The organism is Streptomyces griseoflavus, assembly GCF_014649995.1.
Lineage (GTDB): Bacteria > Actinomycetota > Actinomycetes > Streptomycetales > Streptomycetaceae > Streptomyces > Streptomyces griseoflavus.
On the sequence record NZ_BMUC01000001.1, the window covers coordinates 336,734 to 356,856 of the forward strand.

At 73.3% G+C, this 20,123-nt stretch carries 14 protein-coding genes; 8 read left to right on the forward strand and 6 right to left on the reverse strand.

Going from position 1 to position 20,123, the window contains the following annotated elements:
• Together malQ and IE172_RS01485 are read left to right on the forward strand one after the other, a co-directional pair.
• The gene (gene malQ / locus IE172_RS01480) at positions 1 to 2,067 is read left to right on the forward strand and encodes a 4-alpha-glucanotransferase (RefSeq protein ID WP_190095194.1); all 2,067 of its coding nucleotides are present in this window, start codon (positions 1 to 3) and stop codon (positions 2,065 to 2,067) included.
• Between the two features lie 77 nt (positions 2,068 to 2,144).
• Complete coding sequence (locus IE172_RS01485) at positions 2,145 to 2,420, forward strand: hypothetical protein (RefSeq protein ID WP_190095195.1); 276 nt, start codon at positions 2,145 to 2,147, stop codon at positions 2,418 to 2,420.
• A gap of 106 nt (positions 2,421 to 2,526) precedes the next feature.
• Here IE172_RS01485 and IE172_RS01490 read toward each other — a convergent pair whose 3' ends face one another.
• Positions 2,527 to 3,039, reverse strand: coding sequence for a MarR family winged helix-turn-helix transcriptional regulator (locus IE172_RS01490; RefSeq protein ID WP_190095196.1), 513 nt, complete (start codon positions 3,037 to 3,039; stop codon positions 2,527 to 2,529).
• Between the two features lie 104 nt (positions 3,040 to 3,143).
• Between IE172_RS01490 and IE172_RS01495 the strand changes: the two genes are divergently transcribed.
• Both IE172_RS01495 and IE172_RS01500 read left to right on the forward strand, forming a co-directional pair.
• Complete coding sequence (locus IE172_RS01495; RefSeq protein ID WP_229885740.1) at positions 3,144 to 4,241, forward strand: EamA family transporter; 1,098 nt, start codon at positions 3,144 to 3,146, stop codon at positions 4,239 to 4,241.
• A gap of 256 nt (positions 4,242 to 4,497) precedes the next feature.
• Positions 4,498 to 6,030 carry a PQQ-dependent sugar dehydrogenase gene (locus IE172_RS01500; protein ID WP_190095197.1) on the forward strand — a complete coding sequence of 511 codons (1,533 nt, stop codon included), beginning with the start codon at positions 4,498 to 4,500 and terminating at the stop codon, positions 6,028 to 6,030.
• A gap of 57 nt (positions 6,031 to 6,087) precedes the next feature.
• On the opposite strand, the gene pepN (IE172_RS01505) is transcribed toward IE172_RS01500, so the two are convergent.
• The gene (gene pepN, locus IE172_RS01505) at positions 6,088 to 8,673 is read right to left on the reverse strand and encodes an aminopeptidase N (protein ID WP_190095198.1); all 2,586 of its coding nucleotides are present in this window, start codon (positions 8,671 to 8,673) and stop codon (positions 6,088 to 6,090) included.
• 259 nt (positions 8,674 to 8,932) lie between these two features.
• Between pepN (IE172_RS01505) and IE172_RS01515 the strand changes: the two genes are divergently transcribed.
• Positions 8,933 to 9,220 (forward strand): type II toxin-antitoxin system PemK/MazF family toxin, encoded by a 288-nt coding sequence (locus IE172_RS01515; protein ID WP_190095199.1) that lies wholly within the window; start codon positions 8,933 to 8,935, stop codon positions 9,218 to 9,220.
• 67 nt (positions 9,221 to 9,287) lie between these two features.
• On the opposite strand, the gene IE172_RS01520 is transcribed toward IE172_RS01515, so the two are convergent.
• A complete protein-coding gene (locus IE172_RS01520) occupies positions 9,288 to 10,304 on the reverse strand; it encodes an aspartate-semialdehyde dehydrogenase (RefSeq protein WP_190095200.1) in 1,017 nt (338 codons plus the stop codon).
• Positions 10,305 to 10,637: 333 nt separating this feature from the next.
• On the opposite strand from IE172_RS01520, the gene IE172_RS01525 reads away from it, so the two are divergent.
• Together IE172_RS01525 and IE172_RS01530 are read left to right on the forward strand one after the other, a co-directional pair.
• On the forward strand, positions 10,638 to 11,174 hold the full coding sequence (locus IE172_RS01525; protein ID WP_190095201.1) for an RNA polymerase sigma factor: 537 nt from the start codon (positions 10,638 to 10,640) through the stop codon (positions 11,172 to 11,174).
• 1 nt (position 11,175) lies between these two features.
• The gene (locus tag IE172_RS01530) at positions 11,176 to 12,009 is read left to right on the forward strand and encodes a hypothetical protein (protein WP_190095202.1); all 834 of its coding nucleotides are present in this window, start codon (positions 11,176 to 11,178) and stop codon (positions 12,007 to 12,009) included.
• A gap of 77 nt (positions 12,010 to 12,086) precedes the next feature.
• Here IE172_RS01530 and IE172_RS01535 read toward each other — a convergent pair whose 3' ends face one another.
• Positions 12,087 to 15,407, reverse strand: a complete 3,321-nt coding sequence (locus IE172_RS01535; protein WP_190095203.1) for a S8 family serine peptidase — start codon at positions 15,405 to 15,407, stop codon at positions 12,087 to 12,089.
• A gap of 236 nt (positions 15,408 to 15,643) precedes the next feature.
• Here IE172_RS01535 and IE172_RS01540 point away from each other — a divergent pair, with 236 nt between their 5' ends.
• Positions 15,644 to 16,093, forward strand: a complete 450-nt coding sequence (locus IE172_RS01540; RefSeq protein WP_190095204.1) for an NUDIX hydrolase — start codon at positions 15,644 to 15,646, stop codon at positions 16,091 to 16,093.
• A 29-nt stretch (positions 16,094 to 16,122) separates the two neighbouring features.
• Here the strand turns inward: IE172_RS01540 and IE172_RS01545 are convergent, their stop codons facing one another.
• Both IE172_RS01545 and pepN (IE172_RS01550) read right to left on the reverse strand, forming a co-directional pair.
• Positions 16,123 to 17,169 carry a putative endonuclease domain-containing protein gene (locus IE172_RS01545; RefSeq protein ID WP_190095205.1) on the reverse strand — a complete coding sequence of 349 codons (1,047 nt, stop codon included), beginning with the start codon at positions 17,167 to 17,169 and terminating at the stop codon, positions 16,123 to 16,125.
• Between the two features lie 268 nt (positions 17,170 to 17,437).
• Complete coding sequence (gene pepN, locus IE172_RS01550; protein ID WP_190095206.1) at positions 17,438 to 20,014, reverse strand: aminopeptidase N; 2,577 nt, start codon at positions 20,012 to 20,014, stop codon at positions 17,438 to 17,440.
• Positions 20,015 to 20,123: the final 109 nt, after the last annotated feature.

The following is a 20,123-nucleotide window of genomic DNA, read 5'->3' on the forward strand; positions in this document are numbered from 1 at the left end:
GTGACCGCGCCACGGCCGGCCGAGCCCCCTTCCGCGGACCTGTCCCGGCTCGCCGCCCTGCACGGCGTCGCCACCTCCTACAGCCCCTCACCGGACCGCACGGTCACGGCCTCCGCCACCGCCGTCACCCTCGCGCTGGCCGCCCTCGGCGTGGACACGGCGGGCCCGGACGCCGTCCGTGCCGCCCTCACCGCCCGCGAACGCGAACGGGACGCACGGCTGCTGCCCCCCACCGTGGTCGCCTGGGGCACCGACACCCCGGCCGCCCTCGCCGCGCTGCCCGACGGCACCCGGATCGGCGTGCGCACCGAGCAGGGCGAGACCGTGGCCTCCGCCCGGCACCTCCCGCCCGGCGTGCACGACCTGACCGCCACCGCGCCCGACGGCCGCACCGCCCGCGCCCACCTGATCGTCGCCCCGCCCCGGCTGCCCGCGCCGCGGGGGCGCTCGTACGGCCTCCTGGTGCAGCTCTACTCCCTCCTCTCGCGCCGCTCCTGGGGCATGGGCGACCTCGCCGACCTCGGGGAACTCGCCGGCTGGGCCGGACGCACCCTCGGCGCCGGATTCGTGCAGGTCAACCCGCTGCACGCGGCCGTCCCCGGCCCGCCGACCGACCCCTCCCCCTACCGCCCCTCCTCCCGCCGCTTCCCCGACCCCGTCCACCTGAGGATCGAGGACGTCCCCGAGTTCGCCTACGTCGCCGACCGCGACCGCGTCCGCGCCCTGCTGGAGCGGGCGGCCCGGCTGCGCGAGGCGGTGCTGGACAAGGGCGCGCTGATCGACCGGGACGCCGTCTGGGACGCCAAGCGGGAGGCCCTGGAACTGGTCCACGAGGTTCCGCTCGGCCCCGGCCGGCAGGCCGCCTACGCCGACTTCCGCACCGCACAGGGGCAGGACCTCGAGGACCACGCCACCTGGTACGCCCTCGCCGAGGTCCACGGCGCCGACTGGCACCGCTGGCCCGCCGAGCTGCGCGACCCCCGCTCGCCCGGCACCGCCCGTGCCCGCCGGGAACTGGCCGGCCGCGTCGACTTCCACTCCCGCCTCGTCTGGCTCACCGACGCCCAGCTCACCGCCGCCCAGCGCACCGCGCGCGAGGCCGGGATGCCGGTCGGGATCGTCCACGACCTCGCCGTCGGCGTCCACCCCGCCGGCGCCGACGCCTGGGCGCAGCAGGACCACTTCGCGGCCGGCATGTCCGTCGGCGCGCCCCCGGACGCCTTCAACGCGCGCGGCCAGGACTGGGGCCTGCCGCCCTGGCGCCCCGACCGCCTCGCCGCCTCCGGGTACGCCCCCTTCCGCGCGCTGCTCCGGGCGCTCTTCCGGTACGCGGGCGCGTTGCGCATCGACCACGTGATGGGCCTGTTCCGGCTCTGGTGGGTCCCCGAGGGCCACCCGCCCACGGAGGGCACCTACATCCGCTACGACGCCGAGGCGATGCTCGCCGTGCTGGTCCTGGAGGCCTCACGGGCCGGATCGGTGGTGATCGGCGAGGACCTGGGGACCGTGGAGCCGGGCGTGCGCGAGGCGCTGCGCGAGCGCGGGGTGTACGGCACCTCGGTGCTGTGGTTCGAACGGGACTGGGAGGGCGACCGCCGCCCGCTGCCGCCGGACACCTGGCGCGCCGACTGCCTGGCGACCGCCACCACCCACGACCTGCCGCCGACGGCGGCGCGGCTCGGTGGCGATCACGTGGAGCTCCGGGACAGCCTGGGGCTGCTCACCCGCCCCCTGGAGGTGGAGCGCGCGGAAGCGGCGGCGGACGTGGACGAGTGGCGGGAGCTGCTGGGCCGGCTGGGGCTGCTGCGGGGGGCCTCGGGGGAGGAGGCGGAGATCCGGGCCGTGCACCGGTACCTGCTGCGCACCCCTGCCCGGATGATCGGCGTATGGCTCCCGGACGGCGTCGGCGACCGCCGCCCGCAGAACCTTCCGGGCACGTGGGACCAGTACCCGAACTGGCGCCTGCCGATCGCGGACGCGGAGGGCCGCCCGGTGACGCTGGAGGACCTGACCGCATCGCCGAGGGTCCGGGCCCTGCTGACCTCACTGACCGACCCCGCCCCGTGACGGCCCGCCCCGGGACACCGCCCCCTTACGGCACCCCGGCCGCGCGCGCCTGAACCGCGTTCGATACGTTGGGGAGCGTGGACAAGAAGAACGCCCTGCGCGCCGGCGCCCTGGCAGCCGGTACGACGCTGATGATGCTGCTCATGACGTCCCCCGCGCTCGCGCTCACCCGCGACGACGGCGACGACCCCGGCACGGGCCTGAGCGTCGTCGAGACGCTGGGCCTCTATGTCCTGGCCCCGATCGCGCTCTTCGTGATCATCGCCGGGCTGGTGATGGTCGGCGACAAGTCGCACAAGAAGAAGGACGTCACCAGCTCCAACATCAGCACGAAGGCCGAAGCCAAGGCCTGACCCGGAGCACCCCACGCACGTCCCGAGGGCGCCGGCACCGCGACGAGCGGACGCCGGCGCCCTTCGCGCTGTCGCCGCGAGGGGCACCGGGCCCGCCTTCGCGTCCCTACCGTTCGCTCGCGAGCAGCAACTCCCGCAGCAGCGCGGACAACTGCCCCGCCCGCTCCCCGCCGAGCGCCGCCAGCGCCTCCGTCTGCTCGGCGAGCCCCGCGCCGACCGCCCGGTCGATCAGTTCCAGCCCCTCCCCGGTGAGCGTCACCTGCAGCCCGCGCCGGTCGTGCGGGTCGGGGGAGCGGCGCAGCAGACCCGCCCGCTCCAGCTTGTCGAGGCGCCCCGTCATCCCGCCCGTGGTCAGCATCAGCGTGGCCGAGAGCTGCCGCGGGGAGAGGGTGTAGGGCTCCCCGGCCCGCCGCAGGGTGGCCAGCACGTCGAACTCCCCGCGTGAGATGCCGTACCGGCCGTACGCCTGCTCCATCCGGTCGCCCATGGCGCGCGCGAGCCGGAAGACGCGCCCGAAGACCTCCATGCCGGCCGTGTCCAGATCGGGCCTCACCCGTGCCCACTGCTCGATGATCGCGTCGACGGGATCCTTGGGGCGCGGCTCCTGGGATGTGCTCATGGCGAGGAGTATCCGCGCCCGTAGGGTCACCCGCAAGAAAGTAGCTCGACTATAAGTAGCTTGTGAGTAAGCTACTTCCGTCGACCTACTTGGAAGGGCTGTCCATGTCCCAGCGCCATGCCCCCTCCCGCGCGGCTCTCACCGCCCTCACCGCCCTCGCCCCCGTCTCCTGGGGCACCACCTACGCCGTGACCACGGAGTTCCTCCCGCCCGACCGCCCCCTGTTCACCGGCCTGATGCGCGCCCTGCCGGCCGGACTGGTCCTGCTGGCCCTCGTCCGCGTGCTGCCGCGCGGCGCCTGGTGGTGGAAGGCGGTGGTGCTCGGCGCGCTGAACATCGGCGCTTTCTTCCCGCTGCTGTTCCTCTCCGCGTACCGGCTGCCCGGCGGCATGGCGGCGGTCGTGGGCTCGGCGGGCCCCCTGCTCGTGGTCGCCCTCTCGGCCCTGCTGCTCGGGCAGCGCCCGACGGTCCGCAGCGTCCTCACCGGGATCGTGGCCGCGTTCGGCGTCAGCCTGGTCGTCCTCAAGGCGGCCGGGGCGCTGGACCTGATCGGCGTACTCGCCGCGCTCGCCGCCACCGCGTCCATGTCCGCGGGCACCGTGCTCACCCAGCGCTGGGGCCGCCCCGAAGGCGTGGGCCCCCTGGCCCTCACCGGCTGGCAGCTCACCGCGGGCGGCCTGCTGATCGCCCCGCTCGCCCTGCTGGCCGAGGGTGCCCCGCCGGCCCTGGACGCCCCGGCGGCCGGGGGCTACCTGTATCTCGCCCTGGCGAACACGGCCATCGCGTACTGGCTCTGGTTCCGCGGCATCGGCCGGCTCACCGCCACCCAGGTCACCTTCCTCGGGCCGCTCTCCCCGCTGACGGCGGCGGTGATCGGCTGGGCGGCCCTCGGGGAGGCGCTGACGCCGCTCCAGCTGACCGGCATGGCCCTGGCGTTCGGCGCGACGATCGCGGGGCAGATCACCCGGCGGCCCGGTCCGGACCGTACGCAGGCACGGACGCCCGCGCCTCCCGGCGGCCCCGTCGGCCACCAGGCGCACACCTGCGTGCCGTCCCGGCCGCCCGCCCCGTCGGACGCCGCGCCCCGGTCCGTCGTCCCGGCGGACCGGCCCGGAGTCCCGGAGGGCGGGACTCATGCCGGCGGACCGAGCCCGGCGAGGTGGCGCAGGGTGCCCGCGCGCCGTTCGAGCCACGCGGGGTGAAAGTGGCGCAATCAGCCATTGCCGCGTCCCGTGACGGCGCGCAGCCTGGAGGACACAGGGTGCGGGAGCGCTCCCACGCCGCGCCACGCCACGCCGCGCCGCGCGGCACGGAAGGCGGCGAGCCGGCGCCCGGAACGTCCCCGCCCCGGAAGCGCGGAAGCGCCCGAAGCAGCACCCGCACCGAGCACCACGGCACGGAAACACCACAGCACCGGGGCACCACCGCCTTGCACGCGTCCTCGTTCCTGGAGCCGACATGCCACGACGCCGCTGGACCGGATCCGTACTGCTGACCCTCCTGCTGACCGTGCTCTCCCCGCTGCCGGCCGGGGCGGCGGATCCCGTGCCGGGCGGTGCGGAACCGGTCCCGCGCGCCGCGGCCGTCCCGCTGCCCTCCCTCAGCGCCACCACCACCCAGGTCGCCTCAGGTCTGCGGCGCCCCACCGCCCTGGCCGCCCCCGACGACGGCACGGACCGCCTGTTCATCACGGAGAAGTCCGGCACCGTCCGCGTCTACCACCCGGACACCGGCCTGGCCCGCACCCCGCTCGTCGACATCACCCCGGCCGTGGACGAGTCGGGCAACGAGCGCGGTCTGCTCGGCATGGCCCTCGCCCCCGACTTCGCCGACACCCACGACCTCTACCTGGCGTACACGGCCCTGCCCGACGGAGCGGTCACCCTCGCCCGCTACCGCCTCGACGAGTCCCGGCTGGAGGTCCTGCTCTCCCAGGAGCACGCCGAGTTCAGCAATCACAACGGCGGTCAGCTCGCGTTCGGCCCCGACGGCCACCTGTACTGGAGCATCGGCGACGGCGGCGGCTCGGGCGACCCCTTCCGCTCCGGGCAGCGGCTGGACACCCTGCTCGGCAAGATCCTGCGCATCGACGTGAGCCGGGGCTGCGACCCGCTCCCGTACTGCGTCCCCGCCGGCAACCCGTTCGTGGACACGCCCGGCGCGCGCGGGGAGATCTGGCTGTACGGACTGCGCAACCCGTGGCGCTTCTCCTTCGACGCCGCCGACGGCTCGATGTGGATCGGCGACGTCGGCCAGGGACGATGGGAGGAGATCGACCACCTGGCGCCCGGCCGGGGCGGACTGAACCTCGGCTGGTCCTGCTACGAGGGCCTGGAGAGGTTCGCGAACGGCGACTGCGTGCCCGGCGAGGAGTACACGGCCCCCGTCTTCACGTACTCGCCCTACACCGGCGGGTGTTCCGTCATCGGCGGCCACGTCTACCGGGGCCGGGAGCACGCCGCCCTGCTCGGCGGCACGTACATCGCCACCGACTACTGCTCGTCCACGGTGTGGGCGCTGCGCCCGGACGGCAGCGGCGGCTACGAACAGGCCGAGATCGGGGAGATGCCGACCCAGGTGACCTCGATCGGCACCACCGCGGACGGCGAGTTCTACGTGGTGAACGACCTGCCCGGCGGCCTGCACAAGGTGTCGTTCGCGCGGGAGGAGCCCACCTGCCGGGTGGACCGGAAGGTGACGGCCTGGGGCACCGGCATGACCGTCGACCTCACCGTCACCAACACCGGCACCGCACCGGTGAACGGCTGGACGCTCCGGTTCCCGCTGGCCCTCGGACAGACGGTCGTCTCGGACTGGAACACGAACCTGACCCAGGGCGGCAACGTGATCACGGCGGCCAACGCCCCGCACAACGCCACGATCGCCCCCGGCGCGAGCGTCACCCTCGGCTACCTCACCGGCCACACCGGCGACGCGTCACCGCCGGCACGGTTCACGCTCGACGGGGACGCCTGCGCGGTGGGCCGCTGAACCGGCCAGGGGCGCCCGGCACGAAGCCGGGCGCCCCTGTGGCGCGGTGCGTGCGGGCTACGCCCCCGCGTCCGCGGCCTGGGCGCGCAGGGCGCGCTCGACTCCCGCCCGGGACTCCGACACCAGACGGCGCAGGGCCGCGTTGGGGGAGGCGGCGGTCAGCCAGGCGTCGGTCTTGTCGAGGGTCTCGCCGGAGACCTGGATGCCCGGGTAGAGGCCGACGGCGATCTGCTGGGCCATCTCGTGCGAGCGGGAGGCCCAGACGTCCGCCAGCACCTCGAAGTACCGGTCGGTGTACGGGGCCAGCAGCTCACGCTGGTCGGTCTGCACGAAGCCGGCGATGACCGCCTCCTGGACGGCGTTCGGCAGCTTGTCGGAGTCGATGACCGAGGCCCACGCCTCCGCCTTCGCCTCCTCCGTCGGCCGGGCCGCGCGGGCGGTGGCGGCGTGACGCTCGCCGGCCGCCGTCCTGTCCCGCTCGTACTCGTCCGCGATCTCCGCCTCGTCGAAGCGGCCCACCGCCGCCAGCCGCTGCACGAACGCCCAGCGCAGCTCCGTGTCCACGGCCAGCCCCTCGACGGTCTGCGAGCCGGTCAGCAGCGCCTCCAGGAGGTCGAGCTGCTCCGGGGTGCGGGCCGTCGCCGCGTACGCCCTCGCCCACGCGAGCTGGTGGTCACTCGCCGGCTCGGCGGCCCGCAGGTGGGCCAGCGTGGCGTCGGTCCAGCGGGCCAGCAGCGCCTCGCGGGCGGCCGGGTCGGTGTACAGGTCGATCGCCAGCTTCACCTGGCGGTGCAGGGACTGCACGACACCGATGTCGGACTCCTTGCCGATGCCCGACAGCACCAGCGAGAGGTAGTCGCGGGCGGGGAGTTCCGCGTCCCGCGTCATGTCCCACGCCGACGCCCAGCACAGGGCGCGGGGCAGGGACGACTCGAAGTCGCCCAGGTGCTCCGTGACGAAGGCCAGGGACCGCTCGTCCAGGCGGACCTTGGCGTAGGACAGGTCGTCGTCGTTGAGCAGGACGACCGCCGGACGGCGCTTGCCGGCCAGCTGCGGCACCTCGGTCAGCTCGCCGTCGACGTCCAGTTCGACCCGGTCGCCGCGCACCAGCTTGCCGGTCGCCGCGTCGAGGTCGTACAGGCCGATCGCGATGCGGTGCGGGCGCAGGGTCGGCTCGCCCTTCGCGCCGGCCGGGAGCGCGGGGGCCTCCTGGCGGATGGCGAAGGAGGTGATGACGCCGGCCCCCTCCTCGTCGTCCGTCTCGATCTCCGGGCGCAGGACGTTGATGCCGGCCGTCTCCAGCCACTGCTTCGACCACGTCCGCAGGTCGCGGCCGGAGGTCTCCTCCAGCGCGCCCAGCAGGTCGGACAGGCGCGTGTTGCCGAACGCGTGGCGCTTGAAGTACGCCTGCACGCCCCGGAAGAACGCGTCCTCACCCACGTACGCGACGAGCTGCTTGAGCACCGAGGCGCCCTTGGCGTACGTGATGCCGTCGAAGTTGACGAGCACGTCGTCCAGGTCGCGGATGTCCGCCATGATCGGGTGCGTGGACGGCAGCTGGTCCTGGCGGTAGGCCCAGGTCTTCATGGAGTTGGCGAACGTCGTCCACGAGTGCGGCCACTTCGAGCCGGGCGCGTCGGCCTGGCAGGCGGCCTCGGCGTAGGTGGCGAACGACTCGTTCAGCCACAGGTCGTTCCACCACTCCATGGTGACCAGGTCGCCGAACCACATGTGGGCCAGCTCGTGCAGGATCGTGGCGGCCCGCACCTCGTAGGCGGCGTCGGTCACCTTCGACCGGAACACGTACTGGTCGCGGATGGTCACCGCGCCCGCGTTCTCCATCGCGCCCGCGTTGAACTCCGGCACGAACAGCTGGTCGTACTTCTCGAACGGGTAGGCGTAGTCGAACTTCTCCTGGAACCACTCGAAGCCCTGCCGGGTCACGTCGAAGATCGCGTCCGCGTCGAGGTGCTCGGCGAGGGAGGGCCGGCAGTAGATGCCGAGCGGGACGGACTGGCCGTCCTTCTCGTAGACGCTGTGCACCGAGTGGTACGGGCCGACGATCAGCGCCGTGATGTACGACGAGATGCGCGGGGTCGGCGCGAACTCCCAGACGTTGTCGCGGGGTTCGGGCGTCGGCGAGTTGGAGACGACGGTCCAGCCCTCGGGTGCCCTCACGGTGAACTGGAAGGTCGCCTTGAGGTCCGGCTGCTCGAAGCTCGCGAAGACGCGGCGGGCGTCCGGCACCTCGAACTGGGTGTAGAGGTACGCCTGGTCGTCGACCGGGTCGACGAAGCGGTGCAGGCCCTCACCCGTGTTGGTGTAGGCGCACTCCGCCTCCACCCGGAGGACGTTGCGGCCCCTGAGCAGCCCCGGCAGGGCGATGCGGGAATCGGCGAAGACCTCCGCCGGGTCGAGGGAGTCACCGTTGAGGGTCACCTCGTGCACGGCCGGAGCGACCAGGTCGATGAACGACTCCGCGCCGTCGCCGTCCTCCGCGACGTCGAAGCGCACCGTGGTCACGGACCGGTAGGTGCCGCCCTCCTGCGCGCCGGAGAGATCGAGATCGATCTCGTACGAGTCAACGGTCAGCAGCTTCGCCCGCTGCTGCGCCTCTTCGCGAGTCAGGTTTGTGCCAGGCACGCGGTCATCTCCTCGATATGTGTGGGTTGCGTCATCCTTCCACGCGGGATCGGGATCGGGGGATGACCGAGCCGGACCATGGGGATACCCCTCGGTCGGACCTGGGGGAGGCGTCCCGGTCGCGGGGAACGCGCGCGAAGGCGGCCATGAGGGTCGCACCGGGGGTGGCTTCCTGTGCAGTGCACGGAGGCCTTCGCCGAGTGGGACGAGAGCGAGGACGCGCAGTTCCGGGACCGCTTCGCGGGGGACGGGATGACCGATGAAGCGCGGTGACATCCACTGGGTGGACTACGAACCGGCGCGGGGCGCCGAAGCCGGCACGGCGCGTCCCGGCGTCATCGTGTCGAACGACGGCGCCGACGCGGCCGTCGAGCGGGCCGGGCGGGGAGTGATCACGCTGGTGCCGCTGTCGACGGACACCTCCCGCGTCCACCCGTTCCAGGTACGGGCGCCGGCCCCGGAGAGGCCGCTGCGGCCGATCGGTGTGGTTCCGCGGCAGCGCATGGCCGAGATCGACACCGCGCTGCGGAGGCATCCGGCGCCGTGAACGGCATGCACGTGGCGGGGGCGGACACCGACCGGTGTCCGCCCCCGCCACGTGCCTGCACGTCGGCTCAGCCCTTCAGCTCGGCCGCCACCAGCTCCGCGATCTGCACCGCGTTCAGCGCGGCGCCCTTGCGGAGGTTGTCGTTGGAGACGAACAGCGCGAGGCCGTTGTCCACCGTCTCGTCGGTGCGGATGCGGCCCACGTAGGACGGGTCCTGGCCGGCCGCCTGGAGCGGGGTGGGGATGTCGGTGAGGACCACACCGGGCGCCTCGGCCAGCAGCTCGGTCGCGCGCTCCGGGCTGATCGGGCGGGCGAAACGGGCGTTGATCTGCAGCGAGTGGCCGGAGAAGACCGGGACGCGCACACAGGTGCCGGAGACCTTGAGCCCGGGAATGCCGAGGATCTTGCGCGACTCGTTGCGCAGCTTCTGCTCCTCGTCGGTCTCGTATCGACCGTCGTCGACGAGGTTGCCGGCCAGCGGCAGCACGTTGAACGCGATGGGACGCTGGTAGACGCCGGGCTCGGGGAAGTCGACCGCGGAGCCGTCATGGGTCAGCTTGTCGGCCTCGTCGATCACCTTCGACGCCTGCCCGTGCAGCTCGGCGACGCCCGCGAGACCCGAACCGGACACCGCCTGGTACGTGGCCACGACCAGCGCCTCCAGGCCCGCCTCCGCGTGCAGCGGACGCAGCACCGGCATCGCGGCCATCGTGGTGCAGTTCGGGTTGGCGATGATGCCCTTGGGCCGGTCCGCGATGGCCCGCGGGTTGACCTCGGAGACGACGAGGGGGACGTCGGGGTCCTTGCGCCAGGCCGAGGAGTTGTCGATCACGACCGGGCCCTGCGCGGCGACCTTCTCGGCCAGCGCCTTCGAGGTCGCGCCGCCGGCGGAGAACAGCACGATGTCCAGGCCGCTGTAGTCGGCGGTGGACGCGTCCTCCACCGTCACGCCGTCCAGCTCCGTGCCGGCCGAGCGGGCGGAGGCGAACAGGCGCAGCTCCGTGACCGGGAAGTTCCGCTCCTTGAGGATGCTGCGCATGACCGTGCCCACCTGACCGGTGGCTCCGACGATTCCGACCCTCACGGCGACTCCCTACTGCGTCCTGATACGTACCTGATGTGCCTGGCCGAGGCTCTTCCATGATGCGGCCGACCACGGCCCGCCTGTCCAATTCTTTGCCGTTCTGCCCGCCCACTGGGACGGCGGAGCAGGGCGGGAAGGCTGCGGACCTTCGGCCCCCACCCCGCTGACCAGGAGAAATTCAGCCACCGGGGGTCGCGGACCGCAAGGTTCCCTGCCCGGTCCGCCCTCGCCCACACGGAGATGTGATGTACGCCTCTGCCGCTCCCGGAGGCCGGTGCGAACGTTCCCGGCCCGAGTGGCGTCGTAGGAGAAACAGCGTGAGGGGGGTGGCCAGTGCTGCGCGGAAGGATCCGGCGCGGCCGGGGGGCGTACGTCGCCGGCGACGACGACCCGCTGGACGCGGCGCAGGAACGCCGGGTGCGGGCGGTGCTCGCCCTGGGCGGGGTGCCGCAGGCGGACCTGCCGGACGGGGTGCAGCAGGTCCGCCTGCGGCTGCTGGAGAGGGCCGCCGACGGGCGGGAGGCGCCGCGCGACGTCTCGGCGTGGGCGGCGGTCGTCGCCTCGAACCTCGCCATGGACTGGCACCGGGCCAAGCGCCGCCAGGAGCGGCTCGGGGAGCGGCTGGCCGCACTGCGGCCGGCCGAGGAGCCCTCCGGTGAGGAGAGCAGCGTGCTCTCCCTCGCCGTCGCCCGGGGGCTGGACCGGCTGCCCGACGCGCAGCGCCAGGTCGTCGTGCTGCGCTTCTACGCCGATCTGCCGGTGCGCTCGATCGCCGAGCAGCTCGGCGTCCCGGAGGGCACGGTCAAGAGCAGGCTGCACACGGCCGTACGGGCCCTGCGCGCCCGCCTGCACGAGGACGAGGTGGTGTGACATGACCGCCCACGACGACACCCGGGACCCTTCCGGTGAAGGGCAGGGACCCGAGTACGAGGGCGTGGACGCCCTGGCGGCCGCCCTCTTCGACGAGCTCCCCCCGGAGCCGGCCCGGCGGGACCCGGCGTTCCTGGCCGCGCGGGACGCCGCCCTCGCCGACCTGGCGGTGCTGCGTGAGCAGCTGACGGTGATCGGGGACGCCCTCGCCGGCCCGGGGGACGGTGTTCCCGCCCCGCTGACGGCGCTGCCGTCCCGCTCCGGGGACGGGCCGGGGCACCCGCCGGGCTCCCCGGACGGTACGGCCCCGTGCCCGGGGAGCGCGGGCGGCTCCCGCGCCACCCGCCGCCCCCGCCGCCGGACGGCGAAGGTCGTCCTCGGCGGGCTGGTCGCCGCTGCCGCCGCCTGCCTGGTGCTCGGCACGGGCTGGCTCGTGACGCGGGACGGGGGAGCGGCCGACTCGGCGGCACGGGGGGTGGCCGCGGACTCCAAGGAGGCGGCGGACGGATCCGCCTTCGGCAGCCCTCGCTACCTGGCCTGCGCCCGGCTGGTCGCCGAGGGCCCGGTGACGGCGGTGGAGCCGGTGCCGGGGAGCGCGGGCGTGGAGCGCGTCACGCTGGGGACGAGCCGGTACTACAAGGGCGAGGGCGAGGTCACGTTCCTCCGGGACACAGCCGGGGAGCCCCCGCTGCGCCCGGGCGACCGGGTACTGGTCGGCATGCCGCCCGGCGGCGACCACCCGGACACGGTGATCGCCGGCGAGCCGGACATCGCCCCCGAGCGGGCCCGGATCATCGCCTCGCTCCCCGAGTCGCGCACCCTGACCTGCGACTGAGCACGACGAACCGCGGCTGGGCACGACGAAGGGGCGGGCGCCCGTACGGACGCCCGCCCCCTTGGTACGTCAGCCGCTTACGGGACGACCTTGCCGATCGCCACGTTGCCGAGGCCGGCGACCGTGCCGCGCTCGTTCACCAGCTGCACGCGTCCGAAGAACGCGCGTCCCTCGGGAGCCGCCGCGGCGACGGTGACCTCGCCGGAGACGGTGGCCGTGTCGCCCGTGCCGAGCTTCACCGGCGCGGAGCCGTCGACGCCGACCGTGCCGAGCGTGGAGGAGAAGAACACGTCCAGGTAGTCGTAGTCCGTCGAACCGGCCGGGACCGAGTAGCCGTCCACCTCGATGGTGTACGTACCGGCCGCCGGGGAGGCGACGGAGACCGACTCCTCCGAGTCGCCGTCGGCGGACTGGGCGACGCGGTTGCCGGCCTGGTCGTACACGGCCAGGTCCAGGTCGGCGGCGGTGTCGGAGACGTTGCCGATGGACACGTCGAGCGACGCGGCGCCCGCGGGCACCTCGACGGTCGTCGTGTGCGTCTCACCGGTCCTGATGGCGGGACGCTCCGTCCTGGACGAGCCGAGCGGCCCGCCCACCAGCTTGCCGTCGATGCCGGCGGCCACGTTCGTCACCGTCCAGGAGGCGGTGGCCGGCGTGCCGATCTTCGCCTCGGGCACCGTCACGGTCTCCGGGGCGAAGGCCGCGCCGAGCACGGCGACGTCCAGCTTGTAGGGGTTGTCGAGCAGCGGCGACGTGCGGCGCGACTCGACCTCGATCTCCCAGACGCCCGGCTGCGGGTTCGCGTAGGAACGCACGTCGGGGCGGCAGGTGTTGGCCGGGTTGCTGTAGTTCGGGTAGCAGTTGACCGTCGAGGTCGGGTCGGCCGGGACACCGTAGGGGTGGATGGCGATGAACCGGGTCTGGCTGGTGGCCTTCAGCCCGCTCATCGCGATCTCCAGCGTCTTCGCACCCTCGGGGACGGTGACGAAGTAGGAGGTGCTGCTGTTGCGCTGGGCCGTGCCCGACGCGGAGAACGTGTGCTTCAGCGGGGCCGAGACGACCACGGTGCTGAGGATCTGGCGGTCGACACCCTCGGTGCGCGGGTCGTCCACCTCGAGGATGGCGCTCTTGATGCCGGCCGAACCGGGCGCGGCCTGGACCTTGACGGTGACCGGCTTGTTCAGCGGCAGCACGATGTCGTCGTCGCCGACGATGCGGAAGGTGCGGTCCGCGTTGTTCTCGATGTCCAGCTCGTGGCGGAGCGCGCGGTCGGGACCGGACGTACGGGTGATCGTGATGTCGTACGTCTTCTTCTGGCCGGCCTTCAGGCCGCCCTCACGGTCGTACAGGCCCGTGCCGAAGCCCGGGGTCTTCAGGAACTGGTCGATCGCGGTGTCGACCGGCGCCTTCACCGTGTACTGGTGCGCGGTGGCACCGTCGCGGATGGCGTCCCAGGCGTCCTCGATGTCGATGAGGCCGGCGCCCTCCTCGTAGGCCTGCACACCCTTGATGTGCTCGGCGGTGGAGGTGAGGGCGGTGCGCAGCTTCGCCGGGGTGAGGTCGATGCGCTTCTGCTTCGCGGCGGACAGCAGCAGCGCGGCGGCGCCGGTGGCCTGCGGGGAGGCCATCGAGGTGCCCTGGAGCATGCCGTAGCCGGCCGGGAGGCCGTAGCCCGCCTCGGCGACCGGGGCGCCCGGGGACCACGTCTGGATGGTGTTGATCGCGGCGCCGGGGGCGACCAGGGTCGGCGTGAAGCCGCCGTCCTCACGCGGACCGCGCGAGGAGAAGGGCATCATGTCGTACTTGGTGCGGACCTCGGAGCCGTAGTTGGCGGCCCAGGTCTCCTTGGAGACGGTCGCGCCGACGGAGATGACCTTGTCCGCCAGGGCGGGGTCGCCGATGGTGTTGGCGCCGGGGCCGGAGTTGCCCGCGGAGATCACCAGCTGGACGCCGTAGGTGTCGATCAGCCGGTTGTAGAGCTCCACGCGGGCGTTGTTGCCGTCGTTGAGCGCCGGCAGACCGCCGATGGACATGTTGACGATGTCGACACCGCGCTTGGTGACGAGGTCGATCATGCCCTCGGTGAGCGCCACGTTGGTGCAGCCGCCGGACCAGGTGCAGGCGCGCGAGGAGACCAGCTTCGCGCCGGGGGCGGCGCCGTCCATCCGGCCGCCGAACAGGCCGTTGGCGGCCGTGATGCCGGCGACGTGCGAGCCGTGCGAACCCTCGATGACACCGATGTTGACGAAGTCGGCCTTCTTGCCGGTCCAGTCGCCGCCGTAGGGGTCCATCGGGACGTCCTTGCGGATCTCCACGACGAACGGCTGACGCTCCACGACATCGGTCTTGGGGTCGTCGGTGCCGAAGTACCCGATCTGGAAACCGTCCTTGTACGGCTTCATCGGGGTGTCGTCGGAGAAGTCCCGGTTGTTGTTCAGGTCGACGCGGACCGTGCCGGCCTGCGCGTCGTAGAGCATGCCCCAGGAGTCGGTGGTGTCGCCGTCGCGGTTGGCGTCGCCGTTCGCGTCGCCGCCGGTGGTGTACGACTCCAGGAACGTGCTGATCTGGTACGTGCCCGCCGGGGCCGTCCAGGTCGCGCCGCCGTAGGTGAAGGTGGGGCCGGAGACCGAGGACACCATCGGGCGCCAGGTCCGGTCGTTGTCGACGATCGGGTCGGTCGCCGTCACCCAGTCGACGATCTTGCGCTCGCCGGTGGTGGTCTTCTGCAGCGCGGGGTGGCCGAGGTCCACACCGGAGTCGAGGATGCCGATGGTGACGCCGCGGCCGTCCGCCTTCGGGTTGTCCTCGACGAAGTCGACGGCGCCGGTCTCGAAGGACGGGTTGTACGGGTTCTTCGCGGGCGTCCGCTTGTCGGGGCCGGGGTAGGTCTTCTGGCCGCCCTTGCCCTTGCCCTTGGCGCTCTTCGTGGTGTCCGCGGCCGGCGTCGGGTCGTCCAGCGGGATCTCGTCGCGCAGGTCCACGCCGTGCACGGAGGCCAGCTTGGTGGCGGCGGCGATCGCCGCGTCGGCCTGGGCGGTGGGGACGGTGGCGCGGACGTAGCCGAGCTTGTCGTCGGTCCGGCCGACCGAGCCGCCCTTGACCGCGTTCAGCTGCTCGGCGACCTGCTCGGTCCTGCCGGGAGCGGTGGCGATCATCATCGTGACGTGCTTGGCGCCGTCGGCCTTGGCCTCCGCGAGCAGGTCCGCGTCGTCCGAACCGAGCTTGTCGTGCGCGGACTTGACGTCGGCGTCGGCCGGCGCGGCGGGCGGGGTGTCGGCGGCGAAGGCCAGCGGGACGGGCCCGGCCGCGGAGAGCGCGGCGACGAGACCGGCGGCCACGGCGATGCGGGCCACGCGTCTGGTGCCCGATATGGAATCGCGCTGGGGGGAGTTGGTCATCGGCATCCCTTGTAAGTAAAGGAACGATCGGCAGCGACCGGAGCCGATCGACCCTGGCCGCGACGGTCCGGAAGGCGATCCCGGAACGATCGTTGAGCCTTACGCAAGGGACGGATGTTTGGCGAGAGTTGTCGGAAAGGGAAATGGAGGTGTGGGGAAAACCCCCGGTGTGCTTATGAGGAGATGAGCGGCGAAGCCGACAAGTCGCCGTCCGGTGTGCGGGTTACCGTCATCCCATGCGACGAAGGGTGCGGGTGGCGGCCTACGCCGTGGTGGTGCGCGACGGACAGCTCCTGCTCGCCCGTTCCCCGGGCCCCGGCGGTGTCCCCGAGTGGGTGCTGCCGGGCGGGGGCACGGAACACGGCGAGGACCCCTGCGACACCGTGCGGCGGGAGGTGGAGGAGGAGACCGGCCACCTGGTGGAGGTCACCCGCCTGCTCGGCGTGCACTCCACCCGCCGCACCTTCCCCGCCCGCCTCGGCCGTGCCGTCGACCACCACGGGATACGCCTGCTCTACGAGGCCCGCGTCACCGGCGGCGAGCTCCGCGACGAGGTCGGCGGAACCACGGACCACGCCGCCTGGCAGCCCCTCGACGCCGTCCCCGGCCTGGTTCGGGTCCGCCTCGTCGACATCGCCCTGCGCCTGTGGCGCGAACGCCCGCCGACGGGCCGGGTGGCGCCGTAGCGGCCGGTGCGGGCCTGTCCGGCCACGGCCTAGCGGGGTGAGACGACGACGTACGCCGCCGGGTCACGGTCGGCCGCGGTGGTGAGGGCCGTGCGGACCACGGCCGCCTGCTGCTCCGCCGAGTCCCGCAGCCCTCGCGGGGTGATGTGGACGACCGTGATGCCGAGGCGCTCCAGGAGCTCGCGCCTGCGGGCGTACTCCGTCCACTCCACGTCGTCCTGAGGGCGCGGGCCCGGACGGGGCGCACGGGTGTCCAGCTCCACCGCCACCGCCTGCTCCGGCCAGTACGCGTCCAGCCCGCCGAGACGGGGGCCGCCCGGCAGATGCAGATCGACGTTCCAGCACGGGTCCGGCAGTCCGTGGTCGCGCACCATCCGGTACAGCCGCGCCTCCGCCAGTGCCCGGCCCTCGGCCAGCAGCGAGTCCACCGCGTCCACCACGTGCGGCCGGTTCAGCAGCTTCGCGCCCGTCAGCTCCCGTACCACCGCCGCCGGTTCGCAGTGGCCCCCGCGCACCGCCTCCGTCAGCAGCCGGCGCACCACGGCGGCGTCCTCGATGCCCGCCACCGCGTCGGCCAGCGCACGCGGCACGGGTGCCACCGGCAGGCCGGTGACCTGTTCCGGGACGGGCAGGGCCGGCGTGCGGATGATCCGGGCGCAGCCCGTCGAGCGCAGCCGGCGCGGTCGCGGGACCAGGACGTCGATGACCTCCAGGGACGGCAGCGGGGGAGCGGAGGCGAAGCCGTGCAGGGTCAGCGCCGCCGGCCCGGTGATCATCGCCTCGCCGTAGGGGGACGCGGGCGGCTCGTCCGTGCCGGGCTGGACGGGGACGCTCACGGTCCGCTCCCGGGCCGCGTACAGCAGCACCGCGTGCAGCCGCTCCTCGCTGGTCGGCGGGCCTGGGTGGAGCAGGACGACGCCCGGCAGGAGCTGCTGCCAGGGCCCGCCGGGCCGGCACTGCTCCCCGGCCGCCGAGGCCGAGACGCCGTGGGCGCGCAGCTGCGTGTGGGTCAGCACGCGGCGTCCGGTGGTGAGGTGGTGCAGGGGGCGGGGGGAGAGCGGCGTGTTGTGGTTCATGACCGGCAATTTCCCGCCTCCGGCCCGCCTCCGAACCCCTGTTACACGTCCGTCGACGAACAAGGACAAGCCCGGACTGAAGGACGCGTGTTCGGATGCCGAAACCCCTGGTCCGTTCGGGTGAGGACCAGGGGTTACGGCTTGATTGCCCGCGTTCGGTAACGACCGCTGACACCAGTACGGGCCCGGCGACGGAAGGCGCCGCCGGGCCCCGCCGGGCGGCCGCCGGGCCCCGCCGTGCCACCGGGTCCCGCGGTGGTGGCCGGCGTCAGCCGGCCGCGGTGTCGCAGGCCTGGCCGCGCAGGGCGCGGGCCAGGTCGTCGCGGGCTTCCAGGACCAGGCGGCGCAGGGCCGGGGCCGTGTCCTCGTGGGAGGCGAGCCAGGCGTCCGTCGCGTCCAGCGTCGCCTGCGAGTCCTCCAGGGAGGGGAACAGGCCCCGGACCACGTCCATGCCGATCTGGATGGACCGCTCGCTCCACACCCGCTCGATCGCCGCGAAGTACTTCTCCGCGTACGGCGCGAGCAGCTCCCGCTGGGACGGCTGGGCGAAGCCCGAGATCGTCGCCTCCACCAGCGCGTTGGACAGCGCGTCCGACTCCACCACCCGCGCCCAGCACTGCGCCTTGACCGCCGCCGACGGGCGGGCGGCCAGGCAGCGCACGTGGTGCCGCTTGCCGGAGGCGGTGTCGTCGCGGGCCAGCTCCTCGTCCAGCCGCTTCTCGTCCGCCACCCCGCGGGCGGCCAGCGGCTCCAGGAACGCCCAGCGCAGCTCCTGGTCCACCTCGAGCCCCGGCAGGGTCACCGTGCCGTCCAGCAGCGAGGCCAGCAGCTCGAAGTCGGCCGGCGCGTCCGCCGTCCGGGCGAAGAACCTCGCCCACGCCAGCTGGTGCTCGCTGCCCGCCTCGGCGGCCCGCAGCCCGGCCGAGGCGCCCTCGGCGAGCCGCCGCCCGGCCCGCTCCCGCCGCTCGGGCGCGGTGTAGTGCACGGCCGCCGACTCCGCCCACGCGTGCAGCATCTGCAGCACGCCGATGTCCGTCTCGCGGCCCGCGAACCGCAGCACCAGCTCGGTGAACTCCCGGGCGGGCAGCAGCGCGTCCCGCGTCATGTTCCACAGCGCCGACCAGCACAGCGCGCGGGCCAGCGGGTCGGTCAGCTCACCCAGGTGCTCCCGCAGCGTCGCCAGCGACGTCTCGTCGAAGCGGGTCTTGCAGTACGTCAGGTCGTCGTCGTTGACCAGCACCAGCTCCGGCGCGTCCGCGCCCGCCAGCTCCGCCACGACCGTTCGCGCCCCGTCGACGTCCGTCTCGGCCCGCGCGTACCGCTCCAGCGTGCCCGCCTCCGTGCGCCGGTAGAGGCCCACCGCGACCCGGTGCGGGCGCAGCTCGGGGTGCGACTCGGCGGCCTCCTGCACGACGGCCAGCTCGTCGATCCGCCCGTCCGCGCTCAACAGCACCTGGGGCGTGAGGGAGTTGACGCCGGCCGTCTGCAGCCAGGAGCGGGCCCACGCGCCCATGTCCCGCCCGCTGGTCTCCTCCAGTACCGACAGCAGGTCACCCAGGCGCGTGTTGCCGTACGCGTGCCGCTTGAAGTAGCGGCGGGCGCCCTCCAGGAAGGCGTCCTGGCCGACGTACGCCACCAGCTGCTTGAGCACCGAGGCGCCCTTGGCGTAGGTGATGCCGTCGAAGTTGAGCTTGGCGTCCTGCAGGTCGCGGATGTCCGCGGTGATCGGGTGCGTCGAGGGCAGCTGGTCGGCGCGGTACGCCCACGCCTTGCGGCGGTTGGCGAAGGTGATCCAGCCGTCGGTGAAGCGGGTCGCGCCGACCAGTGAGAAGGCGCCCATGAAGTCGGCGAAGGACTCCTTCAGCCACAGGTCGTCCCACCACTCCATGGTGACCAGGTCGCCGAACCACATGTGCGCCATCTCGTGCAGGACGACGTTGGCCCGGCCCTCGTACGACGCCCGCGTCACCTTGCCCCGGAAGATGAACTCCTCGCGGAAGGTCACCATCCCCGGGTTCTCCATCGCGCCCAGGTTGTACTCCGGCACGAACGCCTGGTCGTACTTCCCGAACGGGTACGGGTAGTCGAAGTGGTCGTGGAAGAAGTCCAGGCCCTGCTTGGTCACCAGGAACACGTCGTCGGCGTCGAAGTGCGGGGCGAGCCCCTTGCGGCACATCGCGCCGAGCGGGACCTCCAGGCGCGTGCCGTCCTCGAAGACCCGCTCGTAGGTGTCGGTCACGTAGTGGTACGGGCCCGCCACCACGCAGGTGATGTACGTGGAGATCGGCTTCGTCTCCGCGAACCGCCACACCCCGTCGGTGAGTTCACCGGCGCCGTTGCTCCACACCGTCCAGCCCTCGGGCGCCCGCACCTCGAAGCGGTACGGGGCCTTGAGGTCGGGCTGCTCGAAGTTGGCGAAGACCCGGCGGGCGTCGGCGGGCTCGTACTGGGTGTACAGGTACACCTCGCCGTCCTCGGGGTCGACGAAGCGGTGCAGGCCCTCGCCGGTGCGGGAGTAGGCGCACCGCGCGTCGACGACCAGCTCGTTCTCGGCGGCGAGGTCCTCCAGCAGCAGGCGCGAGCCGTCGAAGACCTGGCCGGGGTCGAGGTCCCGCCCGTTCAGTGACACGGCCGTCACGGCCGGCGCGATCAGGTCCGCGAAGCTGCTCGCGCCCGGCTCGGCGCAGCGGAACCGCACGGTGGTCACGGAGCGGAAGGTGCGCGGGCCCTCGCCACCGCTGTCGCCGACCGCCGACCGCAGGTCGAGGGACACCTCGTACCCGTCGACGGACAGCAGTGCTGCCCGCTCCCGGGCCTCGTCGCGGGTCAGGTTCTCACCGGGCACGGGCGGACTCCTCATGCGTCGTCGACAGGGATGTACAGCACCGATCCTGCCATGCGCCCCTGACGCGGGGCAGCCGGGAATGGCCGGGACGGGCCCCGGCGTTGTCATC

Excerpts from the sequence above, each read along its gene's own strand:
- IE172_RS01490 (WP_190095196.1), bottom strand. The coding sequence starts at position 3,039 with ATGAGCACATCCCAGGAGCCGCGCCCCAAGGATCCCGTCGACGCGATC.
- IE172_RS01495 (WP_229885740.1), top strand. The coding sequence starts at position 3,144 with ATGTCCCAGCGCCATGCCCCCTCCCGCGCGGCTCTCACCGCCCTCACC.
- IE172_RS01500 (WP_190095197.1), top strand. The coding sequence starts at position 4,498 with ATGCCACGACGCCGCTGGACCGGATCCGTACTGCTGACCCTCCTGCTG.
- IE172_RS01515 (WP_190095199.1), top strand. The coding sequence starts at position 8,933 with ATGAAGCGCGGTGACATCCACTGGGTGGACTACGAACCGGCGCGGGGC.
- IE172_RS01530 (WP_190095202.1), top strand. The coding sequence starts at position 11,176 with ATGACCGCCCACGACGACACCCGGGACCCTTCCGGTGAAGGGCAGGGA.
- IE172_RS01535 (WP_190095203.1), bottom strand. The coding sequence starts at position 15,407 with ATGACCAACTCCCCCCAGCGCGATTCCATATCGGGCACCAGACGCGTG.
- IE172_RS01540 (WP_190095204.1), top strand. The coding sequence starts at position 15,644 with ATGCGACGAAGGGTGCGGGTGGCGGCCTACGCCGTGGTGGTGCGCGAC.
- IE172_RS01545 (WP_190095205.1), bottom strand. The coding sequence starts at position 17,169 with ATGAACCACAACACGCCGCTCTCCCCCCGCCCCCTGCACCACCTCACC.